We start from the raw sequence: 16478 nt of genomic DNA, 5'->3' as shown, positions 1-16478 counted from the left end.
CAAGCGCCGTCCTCCGCATCCCCGGCGGCCACCCTCCGGCGGACATGACAGGGCGTCCGGCGGGCACGAGCCTCTCCGGGACCGTGGAGCGGGTCCGTCGCTCCGTCCCACGTGAAGGTCTTCCGATGGGGGCAGCCTCCGTCCGGATCGTCACGTGTATTACCCATGTACGTGCTCGTACGGAGCAGCCGGAACCTCGTCCCAGGGGGAACTCATGCACCTTCGCAAGACATCCGCCGTCCTCGCGGCCACCGCCGTTGCCGCCCTGGCCCTGACCGCCTGCGACGACGGCGGCGGGCCCGGCGCAGCGGCTCCCGTCTCGGCCGGGGCGTCCTCCGGCAGCGGCGGCAGCGGAAGCCCGAGCGGTTCCCCCGGCGGTGGCACCCAGGCCTCCGCCTCCGCCTCTCCGTCCGACTCCGCCTCCGGGCCCTCGTCCGGCGACACCTGCCGGACCGCGGACCTCTCCTTCAGCAGTTCCGGCGGCATGGCGGAGGGCGAGGTGCTGATCAACCTCAGGAACACCGGATCCTCGTCCTGCTCGATGCGCGGATTCCCGGGACTGGACCTCTCGGGCAAGGACGGGACCGTCAGCGCCGCACGCAACACCGACCGGAAGGCTCCCACGGTCACGCTCGCCCCCGGGGACAAGACCAACTTCTCCCTCAACTTCCCTCCGAACACCACGGGCGGCTCGGGCGTCACCTTCACCTCGGCGGTCGTGACGTCCCCGAACGAGACCCACTCGCACCGCATGCCCCTCTCCGTCGGCATCCCCGCCGACTCCGGTTCCGCTCCCCGCATCACCGTGAACCCGGTGGGTTCGGGCAAGTAGGGGGACGGAACGCCTGCTGCTGAGGTCCTCCCGGCCATTGGTCTCTCGGCGAGGAGACCGGACGTGGCAGGGGACGACGACGTCTCCGGGCGACACCCGGATGTGATCGGCCCTCGGCCGGTGCGCGACAGCAGCGTGGCCGCTGGGCCCCGTGTCGTTCCCGCTCCCCCTGTCCGCCCGGGCAGAACTCCGTCTGCCCGTATGCCACACGAGGTCATGCCCATGTCCGACACCTCCGCACCCCTGCCTGCGGTGGCGGTGGCAGGGGTGCGAACTGCGGCTGCGGCCACCGCGGGAGGGAGCGTGAACCGCACCTGTCGTCCCTGCGGCGGGGACCTCCACCATGCACACATCCTGGACAGTTCGTCCACATCGCGAGACCCGTTTGCGGAGGCCCGCGCCTGCGGCGTCTCATCGCGCCTGTGCAAACCGAACGGATATCCCCTGATCAACCGGCATCCGACGACAAGGCGGCGAGGCGCGCCGTCACGGTGTTCCCCGTCCTCGTGCTCGTGGCGGGCGTAGCCGGTCTCGTCGCCCCCGGCACGTTCGACGGCTGGACGGAGTCGGTTCCGTACCTGCTGGGAATCGTCATGTTCTGCATGGGGCTGACGATGACCCCGCTCGACTTCAGGGGCGTGGCGAAGCGGCCGTGGGCCGTGGCGATCGGGCTGGTCGCGCACTACGTGATCATGCCTGGTCTCGGCTGGGCCATCGCCCATCTGCTCGGGCTGCCACCGCAGTTGGCGGCCGGGCTCATCCTCGTCGGCTGCGCACCGAGCGGCACGGCCTCGAACGTGGTGACGTTCCTGGCGCGCGGCGACGTGGCCCTCTCGGTCTCCGTCGCCACCGTCTCCACCCTGGTGGCCCCCCTGGTCACGCCGCCGCTCACGCTGCTGCTCGCCGGGGCGTATCTGCCGGTGGACGCGGGTTCGATGATCACGGACATCCTCAAGACCGTGCTGCTTCCGGTGCTCGGCGGTCTCGTGGTGCGGCTGGTCGCGGGCAAGGTGGTCGACCATGTGCTCGGACTGATGCCCTGGCTGTCGTCGCTGGCCATCGCCGCGATCGTCTGCACCGTGGTGGCGGGGAGCGCCGGAACCATCAAGTCGGCCGCGGTGACCGTCCTGATCGCCGTCGTGCTGCACAACGGCCTGGGTCTCGCCCTCGGCTACGGCGCGGGCAAGATCTCGGGGCTCGGACGGCCCGCGAGCCGCGCCATGGCCTTCGAGGTCGGCATGCAGAACTCGGGGCTCGCCGCCTCGCTGGCGACGGCCCACTTCAGCCCGCTGGCGGCACTGCCGGCCGCGGTGTTCTCCGTGTGGCACAACATCTCGGGCGCTCTGGTCGCCGCCTGGATGTCCCACCGCTCGCGGCGCGACGGGCCCGGCCCCGCGGCGGCGGTTCCGGCCCCGCGGACCGCGACCGCCGGGGAGTCCTGAGCGGACTCCGCCCCCAGCCGCACTTCCCCCCGAAGGCGTTCGTCCGGGGCCACCCGGACGGACGCCTCGTGCGTTACGGGGACGGCCCCTCCTCGGGCACGGTCCACCCATGGGCGGCGGTCGCGCCGGCTCTTCGGCACGGCACCGGCAACATCGGAGGTGGCCGAGGTCTTCGGCGTCACCCGGGGAATGAGGACAGGACCTGGCCTCTTCCTCTGCGACGGTGGTCCTGCACAGCAAGGGGAACGACCGGAAGGACGATCACGATGGCCACACCCTCCGCGCGCCTCGTCGAGGAGCGGGCCGGTCCGCCCACGACCGCACGGGCCGCCGGTCCGCATGCGTCAGACGGGCCGTGCGGGCGTCCGGACCGCTCCCGCCGTTCCGGGCACCGGGGTGACACGATGACCGTACTCGGTCCCCGGGCCCTCAACCGCGCGACGCTGGCACGGCAGTTGCTGCTCGATCGCGCCGGTCTGCCGACGCTGGACGCCGTGGGGCATCTCTGCGGCCTTCAGGCGCAGGAACCGCAGGAGCCGTACACCGGTGCGGTTCCTCCCTGCCTTCGACAACGCCCTCCTCGGATATCACGACCGCAGCAGGATCATCGACGACGAACACCGGGGGCTCTCGGTCGCCGGCGAGCGTGTCGTGCTCGTCGACGGACGGGTCGCCGCGACCTGGCGGGCCGACACCGGCACCGTGGCGGTGACCCCGCTGCACAGGCTCTCCCGGGCCGACCGCGAGGCCGTCGCGGAGCAGGGGAGCGAGCTGTCGGCGTTCCTGTCCGACGGCGCGAGCAGGGACGTCCGAGTCCACACGGCCCCGCGCTGAAGCCTGTTCGGACGCGGCAGGCCGCGTCCGAACAGGTTCCGGGCGGCGGTCTCCGATTCCGGGCCGCCCGACGGTGGTACGCCCGGCCCGCTCCGGCCGGGCCGGGCGGACCACGGAGGCGTCAGGCGCGGTCGGCCGCCATGCTCTCCACCAGGCTCCTGGGCCGCAGGTCGGTCCAGTTCCGCTCCACGTGGTCGAGGCAGGCCTGGCGGGTGTCCTCCTGGTGGGCCACGGTCCAGCCGCCCGGCACCTCGGCGAACGCGGGCCACAGCGAGTGCTGCCCCTCGTCGTTGACGAGCACCAGATAGGTGCCGTTCTCGTCCTCGAAAGGATTGGTCACCGATACTCCTCGAACTTAGGTAAGGCTTTCTTTGCTTGGCTGCGGGTGACTCTACCTGGCCGCCGCCGGGTCGACGCGCCGGTTTCCGTGGCTGCCGCGCCTCCGCGAAGGCTCCGCCCACATCGAACCGCACCCCGGACAGGCTCTGTTCGGGCGACGCCCGGTCCGGCGTCCCCTGCCCAACTGCCGGTCAGGATGCACGGGCCGGAGCGAGAATGGCGGTATGAGGTCCCCGGATGTCGTCCTGGGCGAGCTGAGCCGGACCATGGCCGCGCTCACCACCGACGGGCGGGCGTACGTCCGGACCGGCCGGTACACCGAGGCAGTCGCGGACATGCCGTAACTGACCGCGCAGATACACCCATTGCTCCTCCAGGTCTTCGAGGACGCGTCCTTGAGCCGCTTCCTCGCCCCCGCCGAACCGATGGTGGCACGCAGCATCGAACACAGCCTGGAGCCCGTCCAGGGCGACACCCGCGGCCACTCTCCTCGCGTCCCTCGCCGCGGTCGTCGTCGTCTGGCCGTCGTACCGCCGCCTCATGGACCACGACGAGGCGGCCCGGACGGCGGCGCACGCGGCGTCCCTGCTCGGGAACGGCGCGACCTGGGGGACCAATCACGCCCCCCGCGGAGCCACCCACCTGGTCACCCCGGTGTTCGACCTCCTGGTCGCCGGGACCGACGGGGAGTACTACGCCATGGCCGTCCAGGTCGCCGACGGCTGAACGCGGCCTCCGCCGTGCGGAGGACCGCACCCCGGGCGCCTTCGGCGGGGTCCTGCCCCGCCCGACGCGGGCGAACACGGCGCCGGGGTGGCCGGCCGTGACGGCGGGTCGGCGGCCCGGGATCCATCTCGCTGACTACGCAGGGCACTTCACATGGCCCTCAGGTAGGACCCACGACCGACGCGGAGAGGGATTCGTGGAACCCACGCCCGCCCATACCGTCTTGATCAAGACGGCGGCCGACCACCGCCGGGACGGTTTCGAAGACAGGCGAGACAGTGAGCGGGTGGCACGGGTGACTCAGCAGAAGCGGCCGAAGGACAAGGCGTTCGCACCGGAGTACCAGGGGGCGCTCGGCTCCTTGTCGGTGAACTCCTCCCTCACCGAGGTGCTGGCGAAGGGGATCGAGGAACTGCGCGCCGCCGAGCGTGCCGGGGAGCAGCGGGAGACGGCGCGCTGCGGGCTCGCCGTGGCGGAGGCGTACCGGCGTCTGGGCCGGGTGACGGACGCCGACGCCGCGTGGAAGGCGAGTTACCGTGCCGCGCGTGCGGCGGGGGATCTCGGGGCGATGGCCTGGGCGCTGTGGAGCGGCGGGACGCTGGCCCGCCAGCGCGGCTCCCTGGCGCTCGCGTACCGCTTGCTCGGGCTCGCGGCCGGCCTGGGTGAGCGAGGGGGCGACGTGGTGGTACGCGGCTACTCGCTCGCCGGCCTCGCCGAGACGGGACGCATCCAGGGCGACTACCAGGCCGTCGGCGAACTGCACGAACAGCTCCTCGCGGAGGCCCGCCGGCGGGGCGAGGCCCGGCACACGGTCTGGGCGCTGGAGGGCATAGCCCAGATGCACCGGAACACCGGCTCGTACGACAGGGCACTGGCCCTCTTCGAGGAGGCTGCCGAGACCGCCGGCAAGGCGGACGACCGGCGGGGGCGGGCCTGGGCGCTGCGCGGGATCGCCGACGTGGTGTCCGTGCGCGACGGTGACGTGGAGCGCGCGCTCTCCTTGCTCTCCGAGGCCGAATCGGCCTGCCGCGAGATGAAACTGTCGAGCGCCCTGGCGTACAACCACAAGATGCGGGGCAACGTGCACTACCGCGCCGGGCAGTACCCGCAGGCCCGCGACACCTACACGCAGGCGCTCGCGGAGTTCGAGGAGATGAACGAGCCGCGGGGGACGGCGCTCTCCCGGCTGGGGCTCGCGAAGTCGTTGGCGCGGCTGGGGCGGAATCCGGCGGAGACGGCCGTGGAGCTGGCGGAGCTGCGCCGCACTCTGGACCGGATCGGCCTGCGGCACGCGCGGGACATGGTCGACAGGGCGACGGCCGAGCTGGGAGTGGGCCCGCTGCCCGGTGCCGGCCACCGCGCAGAGGAGGCGGTGGCCCGATGACGACTCCCACGAGCGTGGAGGCCCAACCCGCCGAGTCCGTGCGCGGTGCCGCACCCGCCAGGAGGGCGGCTCCCTGCGGCACCGCGGCTCCGGTCACCGCCCCGCGCGTACTCGCCCGCTGCCGCGACCTGGTGCGCCCCTCCTTGTCCTCGGCGCTGGCACGGCTCCATCCGTGGCCGGGCGAGATGGCCGCGTACGCGCTCGGCTGGTGCGGAGCCCACGGTGCGCCCACCGACGGGTCCTTCGAGGGCAAGGGCCTACGCCAGGCCCTTGCCGTGCTGTGCGCGGAGGCCGTGGAGGCGCCCGGGGAGACCGCCGCGGCCGGGGCGGTGGCCGTCGAGCTGATCCACACCTTCTCGCTGCTGCACGACGACATCATGGACGGGGACGGGACACGGCGGCAGCGGGAGACCGTGTGGAAGGCGTACGGCACCGGGCCCGCCGTGCTCGCGGGCGACGCACTCCTCGCGCTCGCGGTGCAGACCCTGACCGAGACGCCGGGTCCGCACGCCGCCGCGGCCGTGGGCCGGCTCTCCGGGACCATGAGCGCTCTCGTACGCGGTCAGGCGGAGGACCTGCTCTTCGCGGCCCGGCCCTGGACCGGGCCGGAGGCCGTACGGGCCGATGAGTACCGGACCATGGCGGAGCTCAAGACCGGCACCCTGCTGGGCTGCTCCGCGGCGCTCGGCGCCCTTCTGGGCGGGGCGCCGCCCCCGACCGTGGCCGCACTGGACCGGGCGGGCCGCCATCTCGGGGTGGCCTTCCAGGCCGTCGACGACCTGCTCGGCATCTGGGGCGACCCGGCGGTGACGGGCAAGCCCGTGTACAGCGATCTGCGGCAGCGGAAGAAGACCTACCCCGTGCTGGCCGCCCTGGCGGCCGACGGACCCCGCACCGAGGAGCTCGTCGCCCTGCTGGACTCCCCGGTCACCCTCGACGACGCGGGTGCCGCGCGCGCGGCCGCTCTCGTCGAGTCCTGCGGCGGTCGCGCCGCCACCCTGGCCGAAGCCGGCCACCACCTCGATGCCGCCCGCGCCTGCCTGCGGAGCGTTTCGCTCGGCCCGCGCGCGGCACACGAGATGGAGGTGCTGCTCGGGTTCCTGCTCCACCGCAGGATGTGAGGGGCGTCGCGTCTACGGAGGTATGGCCCGGACGCGGGGGCCTCCCCTGCCGCGGGCGCGCTGGTGCCGTGGGCGTCGATGGCCAGGGTGCCGCCGAGCGTGAGTTCACCCGGTGCGGGGTGTTGGTGACGCCCAGGCCGTGGCCGGCCAGGAAGGCCGTCAGCGTCTCCAGGGTCACCCCGGTCTGCGCGCGGACGGCCCCGGGAGGCCGGCGGGCGGTGCCACCAGCTCCATGCGGGTCAGATGCCTGGTCGTGTCGATGAGCAGCACGTGCCGGTCGGACTCGGTGGGCCCGGTGATGGCGAGCGGCGACCAGGTGGGCGCCTTGCCCCGTGCGCGCAGTCTCCAGCCGTTGCCGTGTGCCCAGTTCGCGAGATCGGCGAGATCCTGGCCGTCGCGGGGAGCGCAGGCCCACAGCCCGTGGTGCGTGACCTCACCGGCCCGGTTGACGTGAGGGGTTCGGTACGCCTCCAGCCCGGAGGGCAGTTCCGGAGGCTGTGGCAGGGCGGCCGACGGCGTCACCGCGGCGGAGGGACGCCCCCCTGCCGCCAGCGCCCCTCCGGGAACACCGAGCGCTCCGCCGACGGCGGCCCCCGCACGCAGCACCCCGCGCCGTGAGGGAGGGAGGGAGGGGACATGACGTGACGTCAGAAGAATCTGGCATGCGCACGAAGTGAGCGGCCCCCGCGTTCCGGCCGGCGCGTACTCCCGAAAGCCTGCAGGACCCACATATCCGGGCGTATGGCGCACCGGACGCGGACGGAGGGGGCGGCCTATCCGAGAACGGCGGCGATGGTGATGAGGACCGGAACGGAGGCAAGTGTGGACAGCAGTATGGATTCCCGGGCGAGCTGCTCGGCGACGCGGTACTGCGAGGCGTAGGTGTAGAGGTTCTGGGCGGCGGGCAGCGCCGAGGTCACGGCGACGTCGAGGAGCGCGGCGCCGCGCAGATGGAAGACGCCCGCGCCTATGGTCACGGCGACAAGGGGCTGGACGGTCGTCTTGAGGGCGGCGGACAGGACGATGGCGGGCCGGTTCTCCCCGCGGGCGGGCATGCCGCTGCCGCGCAGGGAGATCCCGAAGGCGAGCAGGACCGCGGGGACGGACATGTTGCCGATGAGGGTGAGGGGTTCGAAGGCAGGCGCGGGGACGGTCCACCCGGTCGCGGCGACGGTGACGCCCGACAGCGAGCCGACGGCCATCGGGTTGCGGAGCGGTGTGGTCAGACGCTGCCAGAGGGGGCGCGGCTCGCCGGGCCGGCTCAGGTCGAGGACGGTCAGGGCCAGCGGCGTGACGACGATCTGCTGGAAGAGCAGGACGGGGGCGACGAGTGAGGCGTCTCCCAGCACGTAGACGGCGATCGGGATGCCGAGGTTGCCGGCGTTGACGTAGCTGGAGCACAGGGCGCCGATGGTGAGCTGTCCGGCCCCCCAGCCGCGCAGGAGACCGACGGAGATGAAGAGGGCGGCCGCGGCGGCGGTACCCGCGGCGGTGACCAGGAGGCGCTGGGAGAAGATGACCGACAGGTCCGCCTCCGCGAGCGTGGTGAACAGGAGCGCGGGGGTCGCGACGTTGAAGGCGAGCCTGGTCAGGACCGTACGGCCGTCGTCCCCCAGGTGTCCGCGGCGTCCGAGGACGTAGCCGACGCCTATGACGACGGCGATCACCGCGAAGCCGGTGAGAACTCCCTGCATGAAAATCCCTGCTGATGAATCGTGTGCGGCCGGCCTCAGCCTACGATCGCCGAAGCAGAATCGTTTCATCTGTCCAGGCGTGGCAGCAGGGGCACCACTGGTGCGCGGTGAACGAACGCGTCGGAACGGTGGCCGGGGCGGCTGCACCGTTCGCCGCGGCACCGGTCGGGTGAGCGGCGCGGACCGCGGACCGGCCGCGACGGCGATCACGGCCGGCCCACCCCATCGGGAGGACGTGCAGGCCGGCCGTCCTCGCTCAGCGGGCCGCGCGGGCCCGGGGTGTCTCCGCCGCCGCGCGGGCCCGGGCGGGCGGAGTGCGGTCGCGCCGTTCCGCTCACCCGGCTCGGGCACCCCTCGTAGGGTCCGCACGCACACCGGCCGCCTGAACTATGGTGTCCCGCCACATACGCGCCTGACCTGGCCCTTCCTACCGTATGGCGACACGGAAACGTCCCCGCCAACTGTCCGGAAGTGGTACACATGGCCGCCCCAGCAACCGCTCCCCCACCACCGACCGACCTCCGCCGCGTCGTCGCCGCGAGCCTCGTCGGGACCACGGTGGAGTGGTACGACTTCTTCCTCTACGGCTCAGCCGCCGCGCTCGTCTTCAACAAGCTGTTCTTCCCCGGCTCCGACCCGCTCGTCGGAACCCTTCTCTCCTTCCTCACCTATGCGGTGGGCTTCGCCGCACGTCCCGTCGGGGCCCTGGTGTTCGGGCACTACGGGGACCGGCTCGGGCGCAAGAAGCTGCTGGTACTGAGCCTGCTGATGATGGGCGGCGCGACCTTCGCCATCGGGCTCCTGCCCACACACGCCACCATCGGGTCCGCCGCTCCCGTCCTGCTGACGGTCCTGCGCCTGGTGCAGGGCTTCGCCCTCGGCGGCGAGTGGGGCGGCGCCGTGCTGCTCGTGTCGGAGCACGGCGATGCGAAGCGGCGCGGGTTCTGGGCGTCCTGGCCCCAGACGGGAGCACCCGCCGGGCAGTTGCTCGCGACCGGGGTGCTCTCCGCCCTCACGGCGCTCATGTCCGATGCAGCGTTCGGGGCATGGGGATGGCGGATTCCCTTCCTGCTCTCGGGGGTCCTCGTCATCCTCGGCCTGTGGATTCGTCTCTCTGTCGATGAATCACCGGTCTTCAAGGCAGCCCTGGCGCGGGCCGAGCAGCGCAAGGCCGCCGACGCCCAGGCCGAGAAGATGCCTCTGGTCGCCGTCCTGCGGCATCACTGGCGCGACGTGCTGATCGCCATGGGTGCGCGTATGGCCGAGAACATCAGCTACTACGTGATCACCGCGTTCATCCTCGTCTACGCGACGACGTCCGCGGAGCTGAGCAAGCAGACGGCACTCAACGCCGTACTCGTCGCGTCCGCCGTGCACTTCGCCGTGATCCCGCTCTGGGGCGCGCTCTCCGACCGGGTGGGCCGCAGGCCGGTCTACCTGATCGGCGCCATCGGTGTGGCGCTGTGGATGTTCCCGTTCTTCGCGCTGATCGACAGCCGGAGCTTCGGGAGTCTGCTGCTCGCCGTCACGGTCGGCCTGATCTTCCACGGCGCGATGTACGCGCCGCAGGCGGCCTTCTTCGCGGAGATGTTCGCGACGCGGATGCGCTACTCGGGAGCCTCGATCGGCGCCCAGTTCTCCTCGGTCGCCGCGGGCGCCCCGGCGCCCCTCATCGCCACCGCGCTGCTGGCCGACTTCGGCAGCTCGACGCCGATTTCGCTGTACGTCATCGCGGCCGCCCTCCTGACCGTGCTGGCTATCGTCTGCGCGAAGGAGACCAGGAACCGGGACCTGGCGGACATCGAGACGGAGGCCGGCGGGCCGGCCGCGGACTCCGGGGCGCTGCCCGCCGACGCCCGTACCGTCTGAGACGGTCCCGCCGAAGGGCCCGCCTCCGCCGTCCTCCGGGGGAGCCGGGCCCGTCAGGCCTCGGGGGTGCGCGCGAACCAGGTGGGGCCGTCCGTGAGGGACTGCTTGATCCGGAAGAGTGAGAACTCGCTGAGCGGAGGCAGCGCGTCGACGTCGAACCACGCGACCTCCAGCGACTCGTCGTCGTTCACCCGTGCCTCCCCGCCGGTAACCCGGCAGCGGAAGGTGATGTCGACGTACTGGCAGCGGTCGCCGTTGGCGTACTGCACCGGCTTCAGTGCCTGGGTGAGCACGACCCGCTCCGCGACGCAGCGCACCGCGGTCTCCTCGTACACCTCACGCTCCGCGGTGAGCGCCGGCTCCTCGCCGGGCTCGCCGATACCTCCGATGACCGACCACTTCCCGGTGTCGGACCGCCGGCCGAGCAACACCCTTCCTTCGTCGTCGAAGACGATCGCGGTGACCCCTGGCAGCAGAAGCAGCTGGTGACCGGCGGTGGCGCGGATGTCGCGGATGAAGTCTGGAGTGGCCATGGCCCGAGCCTACGTGCCGTCCGGAGCGCTCCGCGGGCCGGTCGTGAGGTCCTTGCGCGCCCTCCTCGCGCGCACCGCCCGGGCCGTCGCCCAGCCGAGTCCGGCCAGGGCCAGCAGCGCCAGAACCCCCTCGGGGAGGGCTCCCAGCCGGGTCGCGGGCGTGAGCGAGGAACGCAGGGGCACCTCGTCGACCAGCGCGTCCGGGGTGAACATCTTCGTCTTCTCCACGATCGTGCCGTCCGGTCGGATCACCGCGCTGACACCGCTGGTGACGGGTACGACGACGGACCGCCCGTGCTCGACCGCCCGCACCTGGCTCATGGCCAGCTGCTGGTAGGTCATCTCGCTGCGCCCGAAGGTCGCGTTGTTGCTCGGGACGGCGATCAGCTGTCCGCCGTCCTTGACCGTGTCGCGCACGGCGTCGTCGAACGCCGCCTCGTAACAGGTGACGAATCCGACCTTCGTGCCGGCGAGGTCGAAGACGCCGACCTTGGTGCCGGAGCCGAAGTCCCGCTGCACCCGGTCGACGTCCTTGCTGAAGATCCGTGCGACGGAGCGCATCGGCATGTACTCGCCGAACGGCTGGATGTGCCGCTTGTCGTAGGTGTCCACGGGGCCGCTCTCCGGGTCCCACGCGATCAGGGTGTTGCGGAGCGGTCCGGTGTCGGGGGTGAGGACGGCGCCGATGACGGTGGGGGCTCCGATCGCCTGCACGGCCCGGTCGATGACCTCGCGGGCGTCGGGGTTGCGGTACGGGTCGAGATCGGAGGAGTTCTCCGGCCACAGGACGAAGTCGGGCTGGGCCACCTTCCCCGCGGCGACGTCCCGGGCGAGCTCCTCGGTGCGCTTCGCGTGGTTGTCCAGGACGGCCCGGCGCTGGGAGTTGAAGTCGAGGCCCAGGCGCGGGACGTTGCCCTGGATCGCGGCGACCGTGGCGGTGCCGTCCTCGGGCGAGTCGTCGACGAGCGGGAGGGCGGCCAGCGCAGCGGCGACCGGCGCGGCGACGGCGACGGCCGCCGCGACGACGGCGGAGCGGGGCACGGTGCCCTCGGCCCGGTACCGGCGGACCTGCCGTACGGCCTCCAGGAGACCGAAGCCGCACAGCACGACGGCGAACGAGAGCAGCGGGGTACCACCGACCGCGGCGAGCGGCAGGAACGCACTCTCGGCCTGGCCGAAGGCGATCTTGCCCCAGGGGAAACCGCCGAACGGTACCCGGGCCCGGAGCGCCTCGTCGAGGGTCCAGACGGCGGCCGCCCAGACGGGCCAGTACGGGAGCCGGGAGACCGCGGCGACACCGACGCAGCCCATGGCGATGAACAGCGCTTCGGCGAGTGCGAGGGCCAGCCAGGGAACCGGGCCGACCTCCTCGCCCGTCCAGTGGAGCAGCGGCAGCATGAAGCCGAGGCCCGCGAGCAGACCGAGGCCCAGCGCGGCGCGCACCCTGCGCCCGGTCAGGACCCAGCCGAGCAGGGCGAAGCCGGGCAGCACGAGCCACCACAGGGGCCGGGGCGGGAAGCTCGCGTAGAGCAGCGCACCGGACAGGACGGATGCGGCCGGCCGGACGAGCCGCGGCCACAGCTTCCTGCTGCGGGACACGGGGGCGGGCGGCGGTTCGGCGGTGGTGATGGTGGCGCTCACCTGCCGGAGTCTACGGTGAACGGCCCTGAGGACGGCGGCCGCTCCCGTTGCCGGGCAGCGGGAGCCGGAGCGGGTCAGGTGCCCGACGGGCCAGGTGTCTTCCCCGTGGCCGGGAGGTGCAGACGGTCGCGGATGAACCGTACGGCGGCCTCCGCGTCGTCCACGGTGACGGTGAAGGTCCTGCCGTCCCCCAGCAGGAGCACGAGACCCTCCCCCCGGCGCACGACCACGGCCGTGCCCTGGTCGGGGCGCCAGCGGTAGCCCCAGCCGCCCCACTGGCGCGGGGTGACCTTGGGGGCGAAGTCCGCGCCCACCACATGGGTGAGCAGAATCCGGCGCCGGGGCAGTCCGGCGTGACCGCAGCGCACCTCCAGGGCGTCGCCGTCGACCCTCACCGCGACGTGGACGAAGGCGAGGGTCCCGAAGAGGATCAGGAGGCCGGCGGCGACACAGCCGATGACGGACATGAGCAGGGGGGCGATCCCGGCGCTCCAGGCGGAGTCGACGGCCAGCTCGATGCCGAGCGCCAGGCACCCCGCTCCCACGGCCGCGAGCAGCCACTGGAAGCGGTTGGTGGCCCGTCCCGTCCAGACCGTGCTCGGGGCCTGGCTCGAACCGTGCCGCGTCTTGCCGGGGTGGTCCGTCATGCTGAGCAGCGTACCCACGTTCCCGCCCGTGAGGAGGGGGTGCGCGGCCCCGGTGAGGTGCCGGAGGGGGTCAGATCGCGGGGCTGACGGCCTTGAGCAGGAGGCCCTCGGCGTAGGCCAGAGCGGGTTCGGTCAGGTCTGCGGTGTGTCCGCCGAGCAGGACGGTGAGCGTGCCGGCCGGTTCGGCCGACGGAGCGGGCTCCGCCCCGATGCGGCGCAGCGCCTGGGCGGCCACCGCGTCGGCCGAGCCGTGGAGCACGAGGGGAGCGCGACCGGGGCGGCCGCCCTCCACGGCGGCGCGAATGCGTGTCGCCACCAGCTCGTAGTGGGTGCAGCCGAGGACGACGTCCGTCACGTCCGCGGGGGTGAGCGCGGCCGCGGCGGCCACGGCGCGGTCGATCGCTTCGTCGTCGGCGTGCTCGACGGCGTCGGCGAGCCCGGGGCAGGGCACCTCGGTCACGTCGACGGAGCGGGCGAAGTCGTGGATCAGGCCGCGCTGGTACGGGCTCCCGGTGGTCGCCGGCGTCGCCCAGATCGCGAACGGGCCGCCGCCCGCCGCGGCCGGCTTGATCGCGGGCACGGTACCGATGACCGGCAGCCCGGGCTCCAGCTCGGCGCGCAGCGCGGGCAGGGCACGGACGGAAGCGGTGTTGCAGGCGACGATCAGGGCGTCGGGCCGGTGCGCCGCCGCAGCGCGTGCCACGGCCAGTGCGCGCCGGGTCACGTCCTCGGGCGTACGGGGGCCCCAGGGCATCGAACCGGGATCCGACGACAGCACCAGGTCGGCGTCGGGCCGCAGTCGGCGGACTGCGGCCGCTGCCGCGAGCAGGCCGATTCCCGAGTCCATGAGTGCGATCTTCACCCGGTCACCATAGTCGACAGCCCTCGCGGCACCGTCGGAGTGGGGCACACTTCGACGGATGAGCGCCCTTGCCTGGATCGCCGTGGGTTCACTGACCGTATGGGTATGGCTGCTGCTGGGCCAGGGGTTCTTCTGGCGGACCGACCAGCGGCTGCCCGTACGCGGGGAGCCGGAGCGCTGGCCCTCGGTCGCCGTGGTCGTCCCGGCGAGGGACGAGGCGGAGGTCCTGCCCGTGAGCCTGCCGTCGCTGCTCGCCCAGGACTATCCGGGGGACGCCGAGGTCTTCCTGGTCGACGACTGCAGCGAGGACGGCACGGGCGAGCTGGCCCGGGCACTCTCCGAACGGTGCGGGGGGCTGCCGCTGACGGTGGTCACTCCCGGTGAACCGGAGCCGGGGTGGACGGGCAAGCTCTGGGCGCTGCGCCACGGAATGGCGCTGGCGCGGCAGCGGAAGCCCGAATTCCTGCTCCTGACGGACGCCGACATCGCCCATGAGCCGGACAGCCTGCGCGAACTCGTCGCCGCGGCCGGGGCCGAGGGGGCGGACGGCTTCGACCTGGTCTCGCAGATGGCCCGGCTACGGGTGACGAGCGCCTGGGAGCGGCTGGTCGTGCCGGCGTTCGTCTACTTCTTCGGGCAGCTGTATCCGTTCCGCCGGGTGAACGGGAAGGGTTCGCGGACGGCCGCGGCGGCCGGCGGCTGTGTGCTGCTGCGTGCCGGAGCCGCCGAGCGTGCCCGGATCCCGGAGTCCATCCGCCAGGCGGTGATCGACGACGTGTCTCTGGCCCGTGCGGTCCGCCGCTCCGGCGGCCGCATCTGGCTGGGGCTCGCGGAGCGGGTGGACAGCGTGCGCCCGTATCCGCGCCTCCTCGACCTGTGGCGGATGGTGTCGCGCAGCGCGTACGCCCAACTGCGCCACAGCCCTGTGCTGCTGGCCGGCACGGTCCTCGGCCTCGGCCTCGTCTATGTCGCGCCACCCGTCGCCCTGCTCACCGGCCTGCCGGCGGGGGATCCGGTGGCCGCTTCGGCGGGCGGGGCGGCCTGGGCCGTGATGGCGGGGACCTACCTGCCCATGCTCGCCTACTACCGGCAGTCGTTCTGGCTGGCGCCGCTGCTGCCCTTCACCGCGGTCCTCTATCTCCTGATGACCGTGGATTCGGCGGTACAGCACCACAGGGGGCTCGGTGCGGCCTGGAAGGGGCGTACGTACGCCCGTCCCGAGGCCGCACCGGAAGCCTGAGTCCGGGCCCGGCCGGTGCGCTCACTTGCGCCCGGGGGTCCAGTTCATGCCCCACCCGTAGGCGGCGTCGATGGTCCGCTGGGGGCTCACCCCGCGCTGGGGGACGAGATAGCGGGCCTCGCGCTGCACGGTGAGGTCTCCCCCGCTGTTCGTGATCAGCGCGAGCGCGCACACCGTGGACGGGACGGTGCACTCGTCGAGGGAGAAGTCGATCGCCGCGCCGTTCTGCGGCTGCAGGGTGACGGTGGCGTGCAGATCGGCGAAGCTGCGGGCGCCTTCGTAGATGGTGACGAAGATGAGTACCCGGCGCAGCCTGTCCTTGTGGTCGAGGTTGACCGTGAGGTTCTCGCCGGTGGACACCGAGCCGGTCCGGTCGTCCCCGTCGAGGTGGATGTACGGGGGCTGGCGCAGGGAGCCGAAGGCGTTTCCGAGTGCCTGCACGACCCCCTTGCTCCCGTCGGTGAGTTCGTACAGTGCGCAGAGATCGAGATCCAGGTCGGAGTGCATGGCGACGGCCCTGCCGAGCTTCGCGCCCCACCCCTTGAACTGCTTGCGCACCTCCCAGTTGAGGTTGACGCGCAGCGCACCGGACGTGCCGCCCTGTTTGGACAGGGAAACCGACGGGGCCTCCTTCGTCAGGGTGACCTTGGTCAGCCTGACGCCCTGTACGACAGGGGGCGCGGCCTGCGTCGGGGCGGCCGGGGGCGCGACCGGGCGTGCCGGGGGCTGCGTTGCCGGCCGCGGCTGCGGGGCCGGCGGTGCCTGCTGCGGCTCGTCGACCGAGATACCGAAGTCCGTCGCGAGGCCCGCGAGTCCGGTGTCGTAACCCTGCCCCACGGCCCTGAACTTCCAGGCACCCTGGCGCAGGTACAGCTCACCGAGGATGAACGCGGTCTCGACCGTCGCGTCCGCGCTCTCGAAACGCGCGATCTCGGAACCGTTCGCCGGGTCCACGATCCTCACGTAGAGGCCGGTCACCCGTCCGAAGGTGCCGCCGTCCGCCGAGGCAGCCACCACGACGCGGTCGATCGTGGGCTCGATCCGCGCGAAGTCGACGGCCAGACTGTCCGTGACGGAGTCCCCCGCCGTCCGCTTGCCCTCGTGGCGCACCGCACCCGAGGCGTGCTGCGGCTGGTTGTAGAAGACGAAGTCCGCGTCGCTGCGCACCTTCCCGGACACCAGGAGGAGCGCCGAGGCATCCACGTCGGGTGTCCCCGGCGAGGTACGCCAGCCCAGTTCGACCCGCACGGACTGTGCCGGCACCGCGACATTGGTTCCCTTTTGCATGGTCATGCTCGCCCCCATCACGAGTCC

At 72.7% G+C, this 16478-nt stretch carries 16 protein-coding genes; 8 read left to right on the top strand and 8 right to left on the bottom strand.

Features of this window, described 5'->3' with window-relative positions; genetic code table 11:
• Window positions 1-214 precede the first annotated feature (214 nt).
• The 3 genes from B9S57_RS06540 to B9S57_RS06530 all read left to right on the top strand — a co-directional run bounded on the left by B9S57_RS06540 (window position 215) and on the right by B9S57_RS06530 (window position 3108).
• Complete coding sequence (locus B9S57_RS06540; RefSeq protein ID WP_103514576.1) at window positions 215-832, top strand: DUF4232 domain-containing protein; 618 nt, start codon at window positions 215-217, stop codon at window positions 830-832.
• A 413-nt stretch (window positions 833-1245) separates the two neighbouring features.
• Window positions 1246-2274, top strand: a complete 1029-nt coding sequence (locus B9S57_RS06535) for a bile acid:sodium symporter family protein (protein WP_374935916.1) — start codon at window positions 1246-1248, stop codon at window positions 2272-2274.
• A 465-nt stretch (window positions 2275-2739) separates the two neighbouring features.
• Window positions 2740-3108 (top strand): DNA glycosylase AlkZ-like family protein, encoded by a 369-nt coding sequence (locus B9S57_RS06530; RefSeq protein WP_103514575.1) that lies wholly within the window; start codon window positions 2740-2742, stop codon window positions 3106-3108.
• Window positions 3109-3229: 121 nt separating this feature from the next.
• Here the strand turns inward: B9S57_RS06530 and B9S57_RS06525 are convergent, their stop codons facing one another.
• Window positions 3230-3448, bottom strand: a complete 219-nt coding sequence (locus B9S57_RS06525; protein WP_103514574.1) for an MbtH family protein — start codon at window positions 3446-3448, stop codon at window positions 3230-3232.
• Between the two features lie 539 nt (window positions 3449-3987).
• On the opposite strand from B9S57_RS06525, the gene B9S57_RS06520 reads away from it, so the two are divergent.
• The 3 genes from B9S57_RS06520 (at window position 3988) to B9S57_RS06510 (ending at window position 6678) form a co-directional block, all read left to right on the top strand.
• The gene (locus B9S57_RS06520; RefSeq protein ID WP_103514573.1) at window positions 3988-4173 is read left to right on the top strand and encodes a hypothetical protein; all 186 of its coding nucleotides are present in this window, start codon (window positions 3988-3990) and stop codon (window positions 4171-4173) included.
• A gap of 286 nt (window positions 4174-4459) precedes the next feature.
• A complete protein-coding gene (locus tag B9S57_RS06515; RefSeq protein ID WP_103514599.1) occupies window positions 4460-5557 on the top strand; it encodes a tetratricopeptide repeat protein in 1098 nt (365 codons plus the stop codon).
• The gene (locus B9S57_RS06510) at window positions 5554-6678 is read left to right on the top strand and encodes a polyprenyl synthetase family protein (RefSeq protein ID WP_103514572.1); all 1125 of its coding nucleotides are present in this window, start codon (window positions 5554-5556) and stop codon (window positions 6676-6678) included. Before B9S57_RS06515 ends, B9S57_RS06510 begins: the two co-directional genes overlap by 4 nt.
• Window positions 6679-6852: 174 nt before the next feature.
• Here the strand turns inward: B9S57_RS06510 and B9S57_RS06505 are convergent, their stop codons facing one another.
• Both B9S57_RS06505 and B9S57_RS06500 read right to left on the bottom strand, forming a co-directional pair.
• On the bottom strand, window positions 6853-7284 hold the full coding sequence (locus B9S57_RS06505; RefSeq protein ID WP_103514571.1) for a hypothetical protein: 432 nt from the start codon (window positions 7282-7284) through the stop codon (window positions 6853-6855).
• Between the two features lie 167 nt (window positions 7285-7451).
• Window positions 7452-8372, bottom strand: coding sequence for an AEC family transporter (locus B9S57_RS06500; protein ID WP_103514570.1), 921 nt, complete (start codon window positions 8370-8372; stop codon window positions 7452-7454).
• Between the two features lie 480 nt (window positions 8373-8852).
• Between B9S57_RS06500 and B9S57_RS06495 the strand changes: the two genes are divergently transcribed.
• Entirely contained in the window at window positions 8853-10241 is a 1389-nt protein-coding gene (locus tag B9S57_RS06495) for an MFS transporter (protein WP_103514569.1), read from the top strand.
• Between the two features lie 53 nt (window positions 10242-10294).
• On the opposite strand, the gene B9S57_RS06490 is transcribed toward B9S57_RS06495, so the two are convergent.
• The 4 genes from B9S57_RS06490 to B9S57_RS06475 all read right to left on the bottom strand — a co-directional run bounded on the left by B9S57_RS06490 (window position 10295) and on the right by B9S57_RS06475 (window position 13924).
• Window positions 10295-10774, bottom strand: coding sequence for an NUDIX domain-containing protein (locus tag B9S57_RS06490; protein WP_103514568.1), 480 nt, complete (start codon window positions 10772-10774; stop codon window positions 10295-10297).
• A gap of 9 nt (window positions 10775-10783) precedes the next feature.
• Entirely contained in the window at window positions 10784-12415 is a 1632-nt protein-coding gene (gene lnt / locus B9S57_RS06485; protein WP_103514567.1) for an apolipoprotein N-acyltransferase, read from the bottom strand.
• A 74-nt stretch (window positions 12416-12489) separates the two neighbouring features.
• Entirely contained in the window at window positions 12490-13062 is a 573-nt protein-coding gene (locus B9S57_RS06480) for a hypothetical protein (protein ID WP_103514598.1), read from the bottom strand.
• A gap of 70 nt (window positions 13063-13132) precedes the next feature.
• Window positions 13133-13924: a glutamate racemase gene (locus B9S57_RS06475; protein ID WP_181011254.1), complete on the bottom strand. Its 792-nt coding sequence runs from the start codon at window positions 13922-13924 to the stop codon at window positions 13133-13135.
• A gap of 58 nt (window positions 13925-13982) precedes the next feature.
• On the opposite strand from B9S57_RS06475, the gene B9S57_RS06470 reads away from it, so the two are divergent.
• Complete coding sequence (locus B9S57_RS06470; protein WP_103514565.1) at window positions 13983-15164, top strand: glycosyltransferase; 1182 nt, start codon at window positions 13983-13985, stop codon at window positions 15162-15164.
• Between the two features lie 21 nt (window positions 15165-15185).
• On the opposite strand, the gene B9S57_RS06465 is transcribed toward B9S57_RS06470, so the two are convergent.
• Window positions 15186-16469: a TerD family protein gene (locus B9S57_RS06465; protein WP_103514564.1), complete on the bottom strand. Its 1284-nt coding sequence runs from the start codon at window positions 16467-16469 to the stop codon at window positions 15186-15188.
• Window positions 16470-16478 lie beyond the last annotated feature (9 nt).

The organism is Streptomyces sp. SM10 (genome assembly GCF_002910915.1).
Classification (GTDB): Bacteria; Actinomycetota; Actinomycetes; order Streptomycetales; family Streptomycetaceae; genus Streptomyces.
The sequence above is the reverse complement of the archived record's forward strand: the minus strand, read 5'-3'. Positions and strand labels throughout refer to the sequence as shown.